Here is a 15,539-nt window from a genome sequence, read left to right on the forward strand (position 1 = left end):
TCTCAGGCCGTCCCGATTTCACCGCCCCCTGCTCGGAAGATTTCACCTTGGGGCCTCAGGGGGTGTGGTGGTGCGGAGGATCAGCTCTTGGCGGCGTTGATCTCGGACTTGTCGATCGCGCCGGCCTCGACGCCCCACTTCGCCAGGATCTGCTTGTAGGTGCCGTCGGCGATCAGCGACTGGACGGCGCCCTGGACGGCGGGGGAGAGCGGGGAGCCCTTGTCGACGACGACGCCGTAGGGCGCGCTGTCGTAGGTCCCGCCGAGCTTCTCCAGCTGGCCGTTGGTCTGCTTGATCGCGTAGTCGACGACCGGGGAGTCGGCCATCATCACCTGGTCGCGGCCGGAGACCAGCGCGGTGGTGACGTCGGTCTGGAGGGTGAACTTGTCACCGTCGTTGGGGATGGTCGGCTTGCCCGCCTTGGTGCACTCCGGGTTGCGGACGTCGGTGATCTCCTGGGCCTGGGTGGTGCCGGTCTGGACGGCGACCTTCTTGCCGCAGAGGTCCTTGGGGTCGATCTTGTCCGGGTTGCCCTTCTTGACCGCGATGGCGCTGCCCGCGGTGAAGTAGGTGACCATGTCGACGGTCTGCTCGCGCTCCTTGGTGTCGGTGAAGGAGCTCATGCCGAGCTGGTACTTCTTCGCCGTGATGCCCGGGATGATCGAGGTGAAGTCGGCGTTCTGCACGTCGGCGGTCAGGCCGAGCTTCTTGGCGATCGCGTCGGCCAGGTCGACGTCGAGGCCGACGATGTTGCCCTTGTCGTCCTTGAACTCGTTGGGCGCGTAGGAGGCGTCGGCGGCGACGATCAGCTTGCCGGAGGACTTGATGTCGGCGGGGACGAGCCCGGCGAGCGCGGGGTCGGCGGACACGGCGGCGACGCTGACGCTGGGGTTGGCCGCACTGCTGCCGCCGCTGGAGGAGGACTTGCTGCTGCCGCAGGCGGTCAGCACGAGCGACGCGGACGCGAGCACCGCCGCTGAGGCGAGGAGGCGGGTGCGCTGGGTACGGGCGATCATGGGGGATCTCCTCCTGAGGGAGAGGTCGGACGGGCGTGCCACGGGGGAGCGACGCGCCGGAGCAGCGGCCGTACGGCGCTGTACGGCCGGGGCAGCGAGAACACACGCAGGGGTGGTGCCGGGTACTGCTCTCCGCCACCGTCCGCCGAGGTGGGCGTTGACCGAACCGCCTCGACCAGTGGTCGGCTCGATCCGAGATGGGGGGAATCCTGCCATCTGATGACGCTCGGGTGGCCCTCATTCAGATCAAAATCGGATAACGGGGGGCCGTGCCGTCCGCTATTCGGACTAATACCGTGTCCCTGTCACCCTGCGTATAAGTATGCAGATCTCCCTGCGGTCCGCCCGGAGGCCCGGCCGCGCACTCGCCCGATCGTGCGCCCGCCCCGCGGCGGCCCGGATCCCGGCCCGGACCCCCGCCGGGCCCCCGGTCCGGCCCCCCGTCCGGACCCGGCTCAGATGCCTCCGTTGACCACCGCGTTCTGGGCCGCGCCGGCGGCGACGTTCCACTTGGTGAGGATCTTGTCGTACTCGCCGCTGCGGATCAGCTGGTCGATCGCCTTGGCCAGGACGTCGCGCAGCTCGGTGTCCTCCTTGCGCAGCGCGATCCCGTACGGGTTGGACCGGGACTGCGCGCCGGTCACCTCGAAGCGGCTGCCGCCGTCGGTGTTCTTCGCCGCGTAGGCGGCCACCGGGAAGTCGTTCAGGCCCGCCTGCGCCGCGCCGCCGGCGACCTCGGCCAGGGCCTTGGCGTCGCTGTCGAACTTGTGGACGGTGAGCGGCTTGTTGGCGCGGGTGCAGGCGGTCACCTGGCGGGCGACGATCTCGTCCTGGGTGGTGCCGCTCTGCACGGCGACGGTCCGGCCGCAGAGGTCGTCCAGGCTGTGGATGCCCTTGGGGTTGCCCTTCGGCACCACGATCGAGGTGCCGGCGATGAAGTAGTCCACGAAGTCCACCGCGAGGCCGGTCGACTTGCCCGCCTCGTCCACGCCGTCCCGGCGCTGGCGGATGTCGCTGAGCGCGGACATCGCGACGTCGTACTGCTTGTGGTGGAGATTCGGTATGAGCTTGTCGAAGGGGGTGTCGACGTACTCGATCCGCAGGTCCAGGATCCGGCCGAGGGCCGCGGCGATGTCCGGGTCCAGGCCGTCGGGCTTGCCGTCGGTGCCCCGGAACTCCACCGGCGGGTAGTTGACGTCCATCCCGATCCGCAGCACCTTGCCCGACTGCTGGGCGCTCGGGACCTTCGCCCGGAGCTGCTGGAGCGGATCCTCGGCGACGGTCTTGTCGCCTCCGCAGCCGGTCAGCAGAAGGGTTCCGGTGGTGGCGAGGGCGAGCGCGGCGGGGGCCCGGCGGGGGGACAGGGCACGGTGGTGCATCGGTTGCTCCTGAGGGAGGGAGGGGGAGGCGCCGCGGCATCCCGGAGGTGGACGCGAGATGGCGGAACAACGGATCCTCCCATCCCGACCTGCCGCGCCCGTGGGCGGGTGTGTCAGAATTCGGTACCGGGTGACCCCCGACGCTCGAACCGGACCGCCGGGCCGCAAACAGGCCCGGGGTGCACAGGAACGGAAGTCCAGAACGTCGACTCCGTATCCGGCGGCACCGGCCTCCATACCGTGTCCGTGTTCACTCCCGCGGGTGTGCGTACGTGTGCGCCATTGCCGCGGCCGGGGTCCGGTTCTCATGGTTCCTGGTGCCCACAGGTGGCCGTGAGGCGTACGACAACCATGTGACTTGGACGAAAAGGCATGGGTGCGATGCCCTCGTCCGACCTACGCTCGGCCCGGAAGCACAGCGCGGACCACACGCGGACAACTCCATAAACCCTCATTTCGAGGCGCTCGTCCGACGGCGGCGCCCCGACCCAGCCGTCCCCCGGGGGTGCTTCGGCGTTCCCGGGTTCCGCTGACCGGCCGCCGGTCACCGGATGCCGGGAACGGCCGGGTCGTCCGTCCCGTCGGCCGGGTGTCCTCGCTCGATCAATGACGAAGAGGTCATCGTGGCAGCGGAGATCATCCACAGCAGTACTCAGGACACCGACGATCCGGTCGACGCCGTGTTCGCGCTCCACCGCGGCGGCAAGATGGAGGTCAGGGCGACCGTGCCGGTGCGCGACGCGGACGACCTGTCCCTCGCCTACACCCCCGGCGTCGCCCGCGTCTGCACGGCCATCGCCGAGCAGCCCGAGCTCGTGAACGACTACACCTGGAAGGCCAACACGGTCGCCGTGGTCACCGACGGCACCGCCGTGCTGGGCCTCGGCGACATCGGCCCCGAGGCCTCGCTGCCCGTCATGGAGGGCAAGGCGATCCTCTTCAAGCAGTTCGGTGGCGTGGACGCCGTGCCGATCGCGCTCGCCTGCACCGACGTGGACGAGATCGTCGAGACCGTGGTCCGGCTGGCCCCGTCCTTCGGCGGCGTCAACCTGGAGGACATCTCCGCCCCGCGCTGCTTCGAGATCGAGCGCCGGCTCCAGGAGGCCCTCGACATCCCGATCTTCCACGACGACCAGCACGGCACCGCGATCGTCACCACCGCCGCGCTCTGGAACGCGGCCAAGGTGACCGGTCGCGAGATCGGCTCGCTGCGCGCCGTCATCTCCGGCGCCGGCGCGGCCGGCATCGCCATCGCCAAGATGCTGCTGGCGGCCGGTATCGGCGACGTGGCCGTGTGCGACCGCAAGGGCGTGGTGCACCAGGGCCGCGAGGACCTGACCGACGTCAAGGCGGAGATCGCCGGCCTGTCCAACCGGACCGGCCTCAAGGGCACCCTGGCCGACGCGATGGCCGGCGCCGACGTCTTCATCGGCGTCTCCGGCGGCACCGTGCCGGAGGAGGTCGTCGCGACCATGGCCGAGGGCGCGTTCGTCTTCGCCATGGCCAACCCGAACCCGGAGATCCACCCCGAGGTCGCGCACAAGTACGCCGCCGTGGTGGCCACCGGCCGCAGCGACTTCCCGAACCAGATCAACAACGTGCTGGCGTTCCCGGGCATCTTCGCCGGCGCGCTGCAGGTCCGGGCCACCCGGATCACCGAGGGCATGAAGCTGGCCGCCGCCAAGGCGCTGGCCGGCGTCGTGGCCGACGAGCTGACCCCGCAGAAGGTCATCCCCTCGCCGTTCGACGAGCGGGTCGCCCCGGCCGTCACCAAGGCCGTCGCCGAGGCCGCCCGGGCCGAGGGCGTCGCCCGCCGCTAGCCGGTACCCGTACCGGAACCCCGCCCGGGCCCGGGACACGCGTCACACTCACGCGTTGTTCCGGGCCCGGGGGCGTACTGGCTATCGTCCGGTGCATGTTTGCTGCCTACGCCGCACGAATCGACGCCGACGACCCGCTGAGCGGGCTGGAGTTGGGCGAACGCCCCGAACCCGTGGCCCGACCGGGCTGGAGCGTGGTCACGGTCCGGGCCGCCAGCCTGAACCACCACGACCTCTGGTCGCTGCGCGGGGTCGGGCTGCCCGCCGAGAAGCTGCCGATGATCCTCGGCTGCGACGCCGCCGGCATCGACGAGCACGGCAACGAGGTGGTCCTGCACTCCGTGATCGGCCAGAGCGGGCACGGGGTCGGCCCGGACGAGCCGCGCTCGATCCTGACCGAGCGCTACCAGGGCACCTTCGCCCAGCAGGTGGCCGTCCCGACCTGGAACCTGCTGCCCAAGCCCGCCGGGCTCTCCTTCGAGGAGGCCGCCTGCCTGCCCACGGCCTGGCTGACGGCCTACCGGATGCTGTTCACCAACGCCGGGGTGAAGCCCGGCGACACCGTGCTGGTGCAGGGCGCCGGCGGCGGGGTGTCGACCGCGCTGGTGGTCCTCGGCAAGGCGGCCGGCCTGCGGGTCTGGGTCACCGGCCGGGACGGGGCCAAGCGGGACCGGGCGGTGGAGCTCGGCGCCGACGCGGCGTTCCCGAGCGGGGCCAGGCTGCCCGAGCGGGTGGACGCGGTGATGGAGACGGTCGGCGCCGCGACCTGGTCGCACTCGGTGAAGTCGCTGCGCCCGGGCGGCACGATCGTCATCTCCGGGGCCACCTCGGGCCCCAGCCCGGCGGCCGCCGAACTGAACCGGATCTTCTTCCTGGAGCTGCGGGTGGTCGGCTCGACCATGGGGACCAAGGAGGAGCTGGCGGGGCTGCTGTCGTTCTGCGCCACCACCGGGGTCCGGCCGGTGATCGACTCGGTGCTGCCGCTGGAGGGGGCGCCGGACGCGCTCGCCCGGCTGGCCAAGGGCGAGGTGTTCGGCAAGCTCGTCCTGACGCCGTGACGCCGTGACGCCGTGACGCCGTGACGCCGTGACGCCGTGACGCCGTGACGCCGTGACGCCGTGACGCCGTGACGCCGTGACGCCGTGACGCCGGTGACCCCGTGACGCGCCGGCGCCCGGCTCCCTGTGCGGGGAGCCGGGCGCCGGTTGCCGGACGGGTCGGTCAGGAGCGGTCGAGCAGCCGCTTCAGCCGCTCGCCGGCGGTGCCGAGCACGGCGCGGGCCTCGGCCAGCCGGGCCGGGGTCACCCCGCCGTCCCTGGCCGCGTCGCGGACCTGGTCGCGGAAGCGGTCGAGCAGCCGCTCCAGCTCCCGGGCCGGGTCTCCGGCCGGGTCGACCGCGGTCCACCCGGGCAGCTCGGTCGGAACGGCGTCGGCCGGCCCGTCCGGATCGCTGCCGTCCAGGTCGTTCTTGTCCAGGTCGATCCGGGTGACGGTGACCCGCTCGGCGGCCGGGTCCTCCTTCGACTCCCCGGGCTGTCCCCAGCGGGCCGCGTCGGCCAGCCCGGCCAGGCCCTTGGTCAGCTCGGAGAGCCCCTCGGCCAGCCCGGTCGACCAGTCGCCGCGCGCCGCGTGCTCGCGGACCTGCTGCTCCACCCGGCGCTTGAGCCGCAGCGCCTCCTGCTGGGCCGCGGTCCGGGCCGCCCGGGACTGCTCGCGCAGCCGGCGGGCCTCCTCCTCGGCGGCCTTCGCCTTGGCCTTGGCGGCCTTCTCCTGCTCCTTGGCGCGCTTCGCCTGCTCCTTGGCCTGCCGCTTGAAGGCCGCGAACTCCTCCTTGGCGCGCTGCCAGGCGGCCTGGTCCCCCCACGGCCCGGCCCACGGGTTCCCGGTGTTCTCCCGGCCCTGCTCCCCGGCGTCCGGGGTGCCGCGCCCGGCCTGCTCGGCCGCCGCGCCCCAGAGCTGCTCGCGCAGGTCCTTCGCGCTGTCCCGGACGTCCTCGCGGATCGCCCCGGCGAGCTGGGTCACCGAGTCGTGGATCTCCAGCTCCAGCGCGTCCAGCTCGCCCTGCCGGGTGGCGAGTTCGGCCCGCCCGGCGTCGGTGAGCCGGTAGACCTTGCGACCGCCCTCGGTGCTGTGGGCGACCAGCCCCTCCTGCTCCAGCTTGGCGAGCCGCGGGTAGACGGTGCCGGCCGAGGGCGCGTACAGGCCCTGGAAGCGCTCCTCCAGCAGGCGGATGACCTCGTAGCCGTGGCGCGGGGCCTCGTCGAGCAGCTTGAGCAGGTAGAGCCGGAGCCGACCGTGGCCGAAGACGGGGGTCATGTCAGGCCTCCTTGGTGAGGTCGGGGCCGGTGCCGGGGGCGTCGGACTTGGTGAGGTCGGGGGCGGGCAGCTCCCGGGCGGCCCGGGTGTCGTCCTCGGCCTCCGGCCGCTGGAGCACGGTGACCGCGCCGGAGACGGTGGTGACCGAGAGGCTGCCGCTGCCGTCGCCGAGCTGGCCGGAGAGGCGCTTGGTGCCCCAGTTACCGGTGACGGTGAGCTCCTCGAAGCCGGAGGAGAGGTCGCCGCTGGTGGTGCCGGCCTCGACCTTGGTGCCGGTCAGCGGGGGCAGCCGGACGCCGACCGCGCCGCTGACCGTGTTGACCTTGATCTGCGCGGCGGCGGCGGCCGCGAGGTCCAGGGTGACCGCGCCGGTGACGGCGTTGGCGCTCACCTTCTCGGCGGTGCCGGCGAGCACGGTCAGCCGGCCGGAGACGGTGTTCAGCCGCAGCTGCCCGGCCACCGACTGGGCGTCCACGTCGCCCGTGACGGTGTTGGCGTCGGTCCGCCCGGTCAGGCCGACCAGGGTGATGTCGGCGTTGGCGGTCTGCGTCGAGACGTGCTCGTTGAAGCCGGAGACCGTCGTCGTGGCGGAGACGGTGCCGACCTTGACCTCGGTCCCGGCCGGGACGGTCACGGTGACGGCGGCCGTCCGCTTGCGCTTGAAGGAGGAGAAGAAGCCCTTCACCGACTCGACCGACTTGAGCACGTCGCCGAACTCGTTCCAGCTGCTGAGGTCCTTGTAGGTGACGGTGAGGACGCCGTCGACCAGGGTGACGTGCAGCGGCTCGCCCTTGAGCTCGGTGACCTCCAGCCGGGCGGGGCCCTCGGCGGCGACCACGTTGACCGTGCCGTCGATGGTCCGCACCTGGAGCGTCCGGACCGTCTCCTCGATGGTGATCCTGTCGGGTCCCTCGACCGTCCACTGGCTCATCTCTGCCGCCTCCCGTTGCCGTGACTCGCGATGTATCGCGTCCTCTTCCAAAGACGATATATCGCGTGACGGCGAAGTCAAGGGAGTCCGACCCCGAGGCCGACCCGGAGCGGACCCCGAGACGTGCCCCTACGGGGAGCACACGAGAGGGCCCGGAGGCGGTTGCCTCCGGGCCCTCACGACGACCGTTTCACCAGGTCACTCGTCGTCCTCGTCGTCGAGCCTGGCCAGCCAGGTGGCCAGCCGCTCGACCGGGACCTCGAAGTCCGGGTTGAGGTCGACGAACTCGCGCAGGCGCTCGGCCAGCCACTCGAAGGTGACCTCCTCGTCGCCGCGGCGGCTCGCCAGCTCCTCGATGCCTCGGTCGGTGAAATACACGGTTCGCTCCGGTCCGGTGGGGATTCGACCTGGTCAGGATAGACCGGGTCAGCTGGCGCGCCAGGTGCTCACGGTGAGCTTGACCGCGCCGGTGGTGACGTCCGCGACCTCGACCACCGCGACGGCGATGTTGCGGGTGATCCGGTCCCGGATGCAGAGCAGGCGGCCCGGCGAGACCCGGTTGAAGGACAGGTCGGTGTCCGGCCGGGAGTCGATCGCGACGGCGCACTGGTCGGGGGTCACGGTGGACTCGGTGATCACCGCGAAGTCCGACTTGTTGTCGCCCGCGGTGACGAAGGAGTTGGCCTTGCTGCTGCTGCCGGTGGCGTTCAGGCCCAGGCCCCACTTGAGGTCGGTGCCGCGCGGCACCACCGTCCCCGCGTCCAGGTCGATCCGGTAGGAGTCGTAGTACGCGTCGGTGCCGGGGATGGACAGCGGCTTCTGCGCCAGCAGCGGGGAGTAGCCGGTCGGCCGGGCCGGCGCGGTCACGCCGGGACCGGACGAGGCCGACGGGGGCGCGGTCACCGCCCCGACGGAGGAGCCGGAGGACGTGGTCGTGGGCGAGGTGGGGGCGGCCGAGGGGACGGCCGCGGGGGTGGTCGCGGCCGCCGAGGCGCTGCCCGCCGGCGGCGCGGCCGGCTGGGAGCTCCCCGAGCCCGCGCTCGACTGGTGGGCGGAGTTGTTCTTGTTGTCGTCCTTGTTGAACTTGGCCATCAGCGCGACCCCGCCGGCCGTGCCGCCGACCGCCATCACCAGGGCGACGGTCAGCAGGACCTTCCAGGAGACCCCGCCCCTGCTGCGGGCCTGCTCGGGCGCGGGCGCCGGGCTGTCGGTGACCACCGGGCCGGGCGGCGGGGTGTCGTAGGACGGCGGCTCCGGCCGCAGCGGGACGGTGGGCGGGGCGCCGAGCAGCGGGCCGGTGGGGGCCTCGCCGGTCGGCTGCGCGGCGCCGTACGCGCCCAGCGGCGGCGGGACGAAGCCGGGCGGCGGGGTGTCGGGCCGGGCGGGGCCGAAGCCGGGCGGCGGCGGGCCGAAGGACGGCGCGGTGGCCGCGTGGGTGGCGGGGGCCCCGGCCGGCGGCGGCGGGGCCACCGGCGGAGTGAGCGGGGACGACCCGGTCGGCGGACCCGAGGGCAGCGGGGGCGCGGCGGGCAGCGGGGTGGGCGGCGTCTTCGGCAGGTCCGAGCGGCGGGTGATCTCGGTGTTGACCTGCCGGGGCAGCCAGTCGTCGGCGAAGCGCAGCTGGCCGCCGACGCTCGGGTGGTTGCGGGCGAGGTCGATGATCTCGGCCGGCCGGGGCCGGTCCTCCGGGGACTTCGCGAGGCAGCGCAGGACCAGCTCGCGCAGGTCGGCCGGCACGGCGTCCAGGTCGGGCTGCTCGTGCACCACCCGGTAGAGCACGGCGGTGTCCGGGCCGTCGCCGAACGGCGCGCTGCCGGTGGCCACGTACGCGGCCAGCGCGCCGAGCGCGAACACGTCGGTCGCCGGGGTGACCGGGCGGCCCTGGGCCTGCTCCGGGGACATGAAGGCGGGCGAGCCGATCCGGTAGCCGGTGCCGGTCAGGGCGGTGGCGTCGGCGGCCCGGGCGATGCCGAAGTCGATCACCCGCGGGCCGTCGCCGGCCACCAGCACATTGGCCGGCTTGAGGTCGCGGTGGACCACCTCGACGCTGTGGATGGCCTGCAGTGCCTCGGCGATGCCGCCCATCAGCAGCAGCACGGTGCGCACCGGCAGCGCGCCGTTCTCGCGGACCACCTGCTGCAGCGAGGGCCCGGGGACGTAGGCGGTGACCAGCCACGGCGCGTCCGAGTCCAGACCGCCGGAGTCGATCACCTGGGCGGTGTAGAGGCCGTGGATGCGCTGGGCGTTGGAGACCTCCTGGGCGAACCGGCGGCGGAACTCGCCGTCCTCGGCGAACTCCGGGCGGACCACCTTGAGCGCCACCGGCCGACCGCCGGGCGTGTAGGAGAGGTAGACGCGGCCCATGCCGCCGGCCCCGAGCCGGGCGAACAGCCGGTAGCCGCCCACCTCCCTGGGGTCGTCGGGGAGCAGCGGCTGGAAGACCGGCGGGAGAGGCGTGTCGGCGGTGTCCCGTGGCGTGTCGGCGGTCATGCGGTTCTGATCCCCCTGGGAGAGCGGTGAGGTCCACCGGGCTCCGCCGGTGGGCGCGACGACGGGCCCCCGGCCGACGGTCCGGCGACGCTTAACCTATCGACCCGTCAGCTGCTCGCGCAGGTCGGTACCGCATTGGTTGCAGAGCTGGGACCTTCGCACACGGCGCGGCCGCGGTCCGCCGGGGCCGGTCCGGGCCGGGCCGGGGAACGACGGCGGCCCCCGCTCCCCTGGGATCCAGGGAGGCGGGGGGCCGTTGCCGTGCTCGCGCGCGACGACCGGTGGGAGCCGGTGCGTCAGATCGTGAAGATCTCCTCCAGCAGCGCCTGCTGCTCGGCGCCGTGACGCTTGGCCGAACCGACCGCGGGGGCCGAGGAGGCCGTGCGGGCGACGCGGCGCAGCCGCGGGCCGTCGGCGCTGCGGCCGATGACGACCTGCAGGTGGTCGACCAGGTTCATCGCGATGAACGGCCAGGCACCCTGGTTGGCCGGTTCCTCCTGCGCCCAGACGAACTGGACGTCGTTGCCGTACTTGGCCAGCTCCTCCTGGAGCTCGGCCACCGGCAGCGGGTAGAGCCGCTCGACCCGGACGATCGCCGTGTCGGTGACGCCGCGCTCGGTGCGGGCCGCCTCCACGTCGTAGTAGAACTTGCCGGCCGTGATGACGACCTTGCGGACGTTCGCCGGGTCGACGGTGGTGTCGCCGATGACCGGGCGGAACGAGCCGGACAGGAACTCCTCCGTGGCACTCGCCGCGGCCTTCAGACGCAGCATCGACTTCGGGGTGAAGACGACGAGCGGCTTGTGGTGCGGGTTGTGCGCCTGCCAGCGCAGCAGGTGGAAGTAGTTCGACGGCAGCGTCGGCATGGCGACCGTCATGTTGTTCTGCGCGCACAGCTGGAGGAAGCGCTCCGGGCGGGCGGACGAGTGGTCCGGGCCCTGGCCCTCGTAGCCGTGCGGCAGCAGCAGGGTGACGCCCGAGTGCTGGCCCCACTTCTGCTCGGCGGAGGCGATGTACTCGTCCACCACGGTCTGCGCGCCGTTGACGAAGTCGCCGAACTGCGCCTCCCACATGACCAGCGCGTTCGGGCGGGTCAGCGAGTAGCCGTACTCGAAGCCCATCGCCGCGTACTCGGACAGCAGGCTGTCGTACACGGTGTAGCGGGCCTGGTCCTCGGTGAGGTACTGCAGCGGGGTGTAGTCCTCGCCGGTGGCCCGGTCGATCAGGACGGCGTGCCGCTGGCCGAAGGTGCCGCGGCGGCTGTCCTGGCCGGCCAGGCGGACCGGGTGGCCCTCCATGAGCAGCGAGCCGATGGCGAGGGTCTCGCCCATCGCCCAGTCGATGGTGTTGTCCTCGACCGAGCCGGCGCGGCGCTGCAGCTGCGGCAGCAGTCGCGGGTGGACGGTCAGCCAGTCCGGCAGGTTGACCTGCGAGGCGGCGATCCGCTTGACCATCTCCTCGGAGATGCCGGTCCGGATGGTGACCGGGAAGTCGGCGACCGGCTTGCCGCTGGTGGCGGCGGCCGGGGCCTGGGCGGCGTCGCGGACCTCGGCGAACACCTTCTCCAGCTGGCCCTGGAAGTCCTGGAGCGCCTGCTCCGCCTCTTCCATGGTGATGTCGCCGCGACCGATCAGGCCCTCGGTGTACAGCTTGCGCACCGAGCGCTTCTTGTCGATCAGGTCGTACATCAGCGGCTGGGTGAACGACGGGTTGTCGGCCTCGTTGTGACCGCGGCGGCGGTAGCAGATGAGGTCGATCACGACATCCTTGTGGAACTCCTGGCGGAACTCGAAGGCGAGCCGCGCGACGCGGACCACGGCCTCCGGGTCGTCGCCGTTCACGTGGAAGATCGGGGCCTCGATCATGCGGGCCACGTCGGTGCAGTACATCGAGGAGCGGCTGGAGGCCGGGGCGGCGGTGAAGCCGACCTGGTTGTTCACCACGACGTGCACGGTGCCGCCGGTGCGGTAGCCGCGCAGCTGCGACATGTTCAGGGTCTCCGCGACGACGCCCTGGCCGGCGAAGGCCGCGTCGCCGTGGATCTGGATCGGCAGCACCGGGAAGGTGGTGCCGCCCTGGTCCAGGATGTCCTGCTTGGCGCGGGCGATGCCCTCGACGACCGGGTCCACGGCCTCCAGGTGGGAGGGGTTCGCGGCCAGCGAGACCTTGATGGTCTCGCCGTCCAGGCCGGTGAAGGTGCCCTCGGAGCCGAGGTGGTACTTCACGTCGCCGGAGCCGTGCATCGACTTCGGGTCGAGGTTGCCCTCGAACTCGCCGAAGATCTTGCCGTACGGCTTGCCGACGATGTTGGCCAGCACGTTGAGGCGGCCGCGGTGGGCCATGCCGATGACGGCCTCGTCCAGGCGGTGCTCGGCCGCCGAGTCGATGGTGGCGTCCAGCAGCGGGATGAGGGACTCGCCGCCCTCCAGCGAGAAACGCTTCTGCCCGACGTACTTGGTCTGCAGGAAGGTCTCGAAGGCCTCGGCCGAGTTCAGCCGGCGCAGTATGCGCAGCTGCTCCTCGCGCTCCGGCTTGGTGTACGGCTTCTCCAGGCGCTCCTGCAGCCACTTGCGCTGCTTCGGGTCCTGGATGTGCATGTACTCGATGCCGACCGTGCGGCAGTACGTGTTGCGCAGCAGGCCGAGGATGTCGCGGAGCTTCATCATCCGCTGGCCGCCGAAGCCGCCGACCGCGAACTCGCGCTCCAGGTCCCACAGGGTGAGGCCGTGGGTGGTGACGTCCAGGTCGGGGTGCTTGCGCTGCTTGTACTCCAGCGGGTCGGTGTCGGCCATGAGGTGGCCGCGGACCCGGTAGGAGTGGATCAGCTCGATGACGCGGGCGGTCTTGTTGACCTCGTCGTCGTGCGTGGTGGCGACGTCGGTGGCCCAGCGGACCGGCTCGTACGGGATCCGGAGGGACTCGAAGATCTCGTCGTAGAAGCCGTTCTGCCCCAGCAGCAGCTGGTGGATCGTGCGCAGGAACTCGCCCGACGCCGCGCCCTGGATGACGCGGTGGTCGTAGGTCGAGGTCAGCGTCATGATCTTGGAGACGCCGAGGCGGGCCAGGGTCTCCGGGGCGGAGCCCTGGAACTCGGCCGGGTACTCCATGGCGCCGACACCGACGATGGTGCCCTGGTTCTGCATCAGGCGCGGCACGGAGTGCACGGTGCCGATGCCGCCGGGGTTGGTCAGCGAGACCGTGACGCCGGTGAAGTCGTCCATGGTCAGCTTGTTGGCGCGGGCCCGGCGGACGATGTCCTCGTAGGCCTGCCAGAAGCCGAAGAAGTCGAGGGTCTCGGCCTTCTTGATGGCCGCGACGACGAGCTGGCGGTCGCCGTTCGGCTTGACCAGGTCGATGGCCAGGCCGAGGTTCACGTGCTCGGGCTTGACCAGGTAGGACTTGCCGTCCTCCACCTTGTAGCTGTGGTTCATGCCCGGGGAGGCCTTGACGGCCTGGACCAGGGCGTAACCGATCAGGTGGGTGAAGGAGACCTTGCCACCGCGGGCGCGCTGCAGGTGGTTGTTGATGACAATGCGGTTGTCGATCAGCAGCTTGGCCGGGACGGCGCGGACCGAGGTGGCGGTCGGCACCTCCAGCGAGGCGTCCATGTTGGTGGCGACGGCCTTGGCCGGCCCGCGGAGCTGCACCAGCTCGGGGCCCGCGCTCGCGGGGGCCGGCGCGGGCGCCGGGGCGGCGGCCTTGGGCGCCGGGGGCGCTGCCGGGGCGGCGGCGAGCGGCGCGGGCGCCACGGGGGCCGCGGGAGCCGTCGGGGCCTGCTGCACCGGCGCGGGGGCGGCCGGGGCGGCGGGGGCCTGGACGGCCGGAGCGGCGGCGGGCGCGGGGGCGGCGGCGGGGGTCGGCGTCACGCCGACCTGGGTCGCGGCCTGGGTCACTGGGGTCACCTCGGTACCGGGCTTGTAGTCGGCGAAAAAGTCCCACCAGGCTCGGTCGACCGAGTTCGGGTCCTGGAGGTACTGCTGGTAGATCTCGTCGACGAGCCACTCATTGGGGCCGAAGCCAGTGGAGCTAGCCGAGCTGTTGGGGTGTTCAGGGGACTGTGGCGACACGGCGGCAACCGCCCTCTTCCGCTTCCTTTTGGGATGTTTGGACAGCGGGGATTAAGGCTACGCCTCCGATCAGTGATCGCGCAGTCCCCGGGGGGCAGGCGTCGCCCAGATCACAGTCCTGACCTGCGGTTTGGCTGGAAATGTGCGTTAGAAAGCCACAACGGCGGGGAACCGACTGCTTCCGATCGCCATCCAAAGTGTGACAAAAACGGACAAAGATGGGCGTCGGTCCTCTTTGTGCACTGTGTCGGATCTGTGACATCCGTCCCGTGCCGCCGGTCCGTCCGTGTCCCGGGCCGCTGGTTCGTCCGCGTCGTGGGTCCGGGGCCGGACCCACGACGCGGAGCGCGGTCAGCGCGGTCCGGGCAGCCGGACCTCGATCCGGCAGCCGCTCGCCGCCTCGGCGACCTCGATCCGCCCGCCGTGCAGGTCCACCGCCCAGCGGGCGATGGCCAGGCCCAGGCCGGTCCCGCCGTCGGCGCCGGGCCCGGCCGCGGTCGCGGTGCCGCTGCGGCCGAACCGCTCGAAGACCCTGGCCCGGTCCGCCGCCGGGATGCCGGGACCCTCGTCCTCGACCTCCAGCAGCAGCGCCCCCGGGCCCTCGTCGGGCCTGGCCCGCACCGTCACGGTGCCGCCGGGCGGGGAGTGCTTGCAGGCGTTGTCGACCAGGTTGGCCACCACCTGGTGCAGCCGTTCGGTGTCGGCGACGCCGGTCAGCCCGGCCGGGCTGACCTCCAGGGCGAGCCGGACGTCGCCGCGCCGGGAGAAGGCCCCGCCGGCCGTGGCGCCGTCCACGGTGACCCCGCGCAGCACGCCGTCCAGGAACTCGCGCACCTCGAACGGGCGCGCGTCCAGGTCGACCACGCCGCCGTCGATCTTGGAGAGGTCGAGCAGGTGGGTGACCAGCCGGCCGAGCCGCTCGGTCTGTTCCAGCGCGGCACCCAGGGTCGCCGGGTTGGGCTGGACGACGCCGTCGACCACGTTCTCCAGCACGGCCCGCAGCGCGGCGATCGGCGTGCGCAGCTCGTGCGAGACGTTGGCGACCAGCTCGCGCCGGTGCCGGTCGGAGGCCTCCAGGTCGGACGCCATCTGGTTGAAGGTCGCGGCGAGCTCGCCGATCTCGTCGCGCGAGTTCACCTCGACCCGGCGGCTGTAGTCGCCGGAGGCCATCGCGCGGGCGGCGGCGGTCATGTCGCGCAGCGGGGCGGTCAGCCCGTGCGCGAGGAACTGCATGAAGAGCAGCGAGGCGATCATCGAGAAGATCATGATGATCCGGATCTGGGTCTCGGACCGGATCGCCACGACCACCATGCCGGTGGCCAGGAAGACCGAGACGATCACCAGGAGGGCGAGTTTGCCCTTGATGGAGCGGACCGGGTCGAGCGGCCGGATGTCGGCCCAGACCCGTTTCGCGGCGCGGGCGGCCAGGGTGGGCGGCCGACTGCCGTCGATGTCCCCGTTGCGTTGCTGTGGAAAGGTCATTGGTCCCCTGTGGTCCCCCGCGTGGGTCCGCCGCACGG

General features: G+C 72.2%; 10 protein-coding genes. 2 read left to right on the forward strand and 8 right to left on the reverse strand.

Going from position 1 to position 15,539, the window contains the following annotated elements; genetic code table 11:
• Nucleotides 1-80: 80 nt before the first annotated feature.
• Complete coding sequence (locus ACW14Y_RS25640; protein WP_030392852.1) at nt 81-1,016, reverse strand: ABC transporter substrate-binding protein; 936 nt, start codon at nt 1,014-1,016, stop codon at nt 81-83.
• A 455-nt stretch (nt 1,017-1,471) separates the two neighbouring features.
• Entirely contained in the window at nt 1,472-2,395 is a 924-nt protein-coding gene (locus ACW14Y_RS25645; protein WP_380384165.1) for an ABC transporter substrate-binding protein, read from the reverse strand.
• Between the two features lie 623 nt (nt 2,396-3,018).
• Here ACW14Y_RS25645 and ACW14Y_RS25650 point away from each other — a divergent pair.
• Both ACW14Y_RS25650 and ACW14Y_RS25655 read left to right on the forward strand, forming a co-directional pair.
• On the forward strand, nt 3,019-4,215 hold the full coding sequence (locus tag ACW14Y_RS25650) for an NAD(P)-dependent malic enzyme (protein ID WP_266271425.1): 1,197 nt from the start codon (nt 3,019-3,021) through the stop codon (nt 4,213-4,215).
• 95 nt (nt 4,216-4,310) lie between these two features.
• The gene (locus ACW14Y_RS25655; protein WP_266271426.1) at nt 4,311-5,273 is read left to right on the forward strand and encodes a zinc-binding dehydrogenase; all 963 of its coding nucleotides are present in this window, start codon (nt 4,311-4,313) and stop codon (nt 5,271-5,273) included.
• Nucleotides 5,274-5,436: 163 nt separating this feature from the next.
• On the opposite strand, the gene ACW14Y_RS25660 is transcribed toward ACW14Y_RS25655, so the two are convergent.
• The 6 genes from ACW14Y_RS25660 to ACW14Y_RS25685 all read right to left on the reverse strand — a co-directional run bounded on the left by ACW14Y_RS25660 (nt 5,437) and on the right by ACW14Y_RS25685 (nt 15,501).
• Nucleotides 5,437-6,531, reverse strand: coding sequence for a PadR family transcriptional regulator (locus ACW14Y_RS25660; RefSeq protein ID WP_456983612.1), 1,095 nt, complete (start codon nt 6,529-6,531; stop codon nt 5,437-5,439).
• A 1-nt stretch (nt 6,532) separates the two neighbouring features.
• The gene (locus ACW14Y_RS25665; protein WP_380311899.1) at nt 6,533-7,462 is read right to left on the reverse strand and encodes a DUF4097 family beta strand repeat-containing protein; all 930 of its coding nucleotides are present in this window, start codon (nt 7,460-7,462) and stop codon (nt 6,533-6,535) included.
• A gap of 198 nt (nt 7,463-7,660) precedes the next feature.
• Nucleotides 7,661-7,840 carry a DUF6104 family protein gene (locus tag ACW14Y_RS25670; protein WP_030392846.1) on the reverse strand — a complete coding sequence of 60 codons (180 nt, stop codon included), beginning with the start codon at nt 7,838-7,840 and terminating at the stop codon, nt 7,661-7,663.
• Nucleotides 7,841-7,888: 48 nt separating this feature from the next.
• Entirely contained in the window at nt 7,889-9,952 is a 2,064-nt protein-coding gene (locus ACW14Y_RS25675) for a serine/threonine-protein kinase (protein WP_402723479.1), read from the reverse strand.
• Between the two features lie 296 nt (nt 9,953-10,248).
• Nucleotides 10,249-14,019 carry a multifunctional oxoglutarate decarboxylase/oxoglutarate dehydrogenase thiamine pyrophosphate-binding subunit/dihydrolipoyllysine-residue succinyltransferase subunit gene (locus ACW14Y_RS25680; protein WP_380436521.1) on the reverse strand — a complete coding sequence of 1,257 codons (3,771 nt, stop codon included), beginning with the start codon at nt 14,017-14,019 and terminating at the stop codon, nt 10,249-10,251.
• Nucleotides 14,020-14,370: 351 nt separating this feature from the next.
• The gene (locus ACW14Y_RS25685) at nt 14,371-15,501 is read right to left on the reverse strand and encodes a sensor histidine kinase (protein WP_380309984.1); all 1,131 of its coding nucleotides are present in this window, start codon (nt 15,499-15,501) and stop codon (nt 14,371-14,373) included.
• Nucleotides 15,502-15,539: the final 38 nt, after the last annotated feature.

It is taken from the genome of Kitasatospora sp. cg17-2, assembly GCF_054031055.1.

Coding starts and splice junctions, on each gene's coding strand:
- ACW14Y_RS25685 (WP_380309984.1), bottom strand. CDS start 15,501: ATGACCTTTCCACAGCAACGCAACGGGGACATCGACGGCAGTCGGCCG.
- ACW14Y_RS25675 (WP_402723479.1), bottom strand. CDS start 9,952: ATGACCGCCGACACGCCACGGGACACCGCCGACACGCCTCTCCCGCCG.
- ACW14Y_RS25655 (WP_266271426.1), top strand. CDS start 4,311: ATGTTTGCTGCCTACGCCGCACGAATCGACGCCGACGACCCGCTGAGC.
- ACW14Y_RS25660 (WP_456983612.1), bottom strand. CDS start 6,531: ATGACCCCCGTCTTCGGCCACGGTCGGCTCCGGCTCTACCTGCTCAAG.
- ACW14Y_RS25640 (WP_030392852.1), bottom strand. CDS start 1,016: ATGATCGCCCGTACCCAGCGCACCCGCCTCCTCGCCTCAGCGGCGGTG.
- ACW14Y_RS25645 (WP_380384165.1), bottom strand. CDS start 2,395: ATGCACCACCGTGCCCTGTCCCCCCGCCGGGCCCCCGCCGCGCTCGCC.
- ACW14Y_RS25665 (WP_380311899.1), bottom strand. CDS start 7,462: ATGAGCCAGTGGACGGTCGAGGGACCCGACAGGATCACCATCGAGGAG.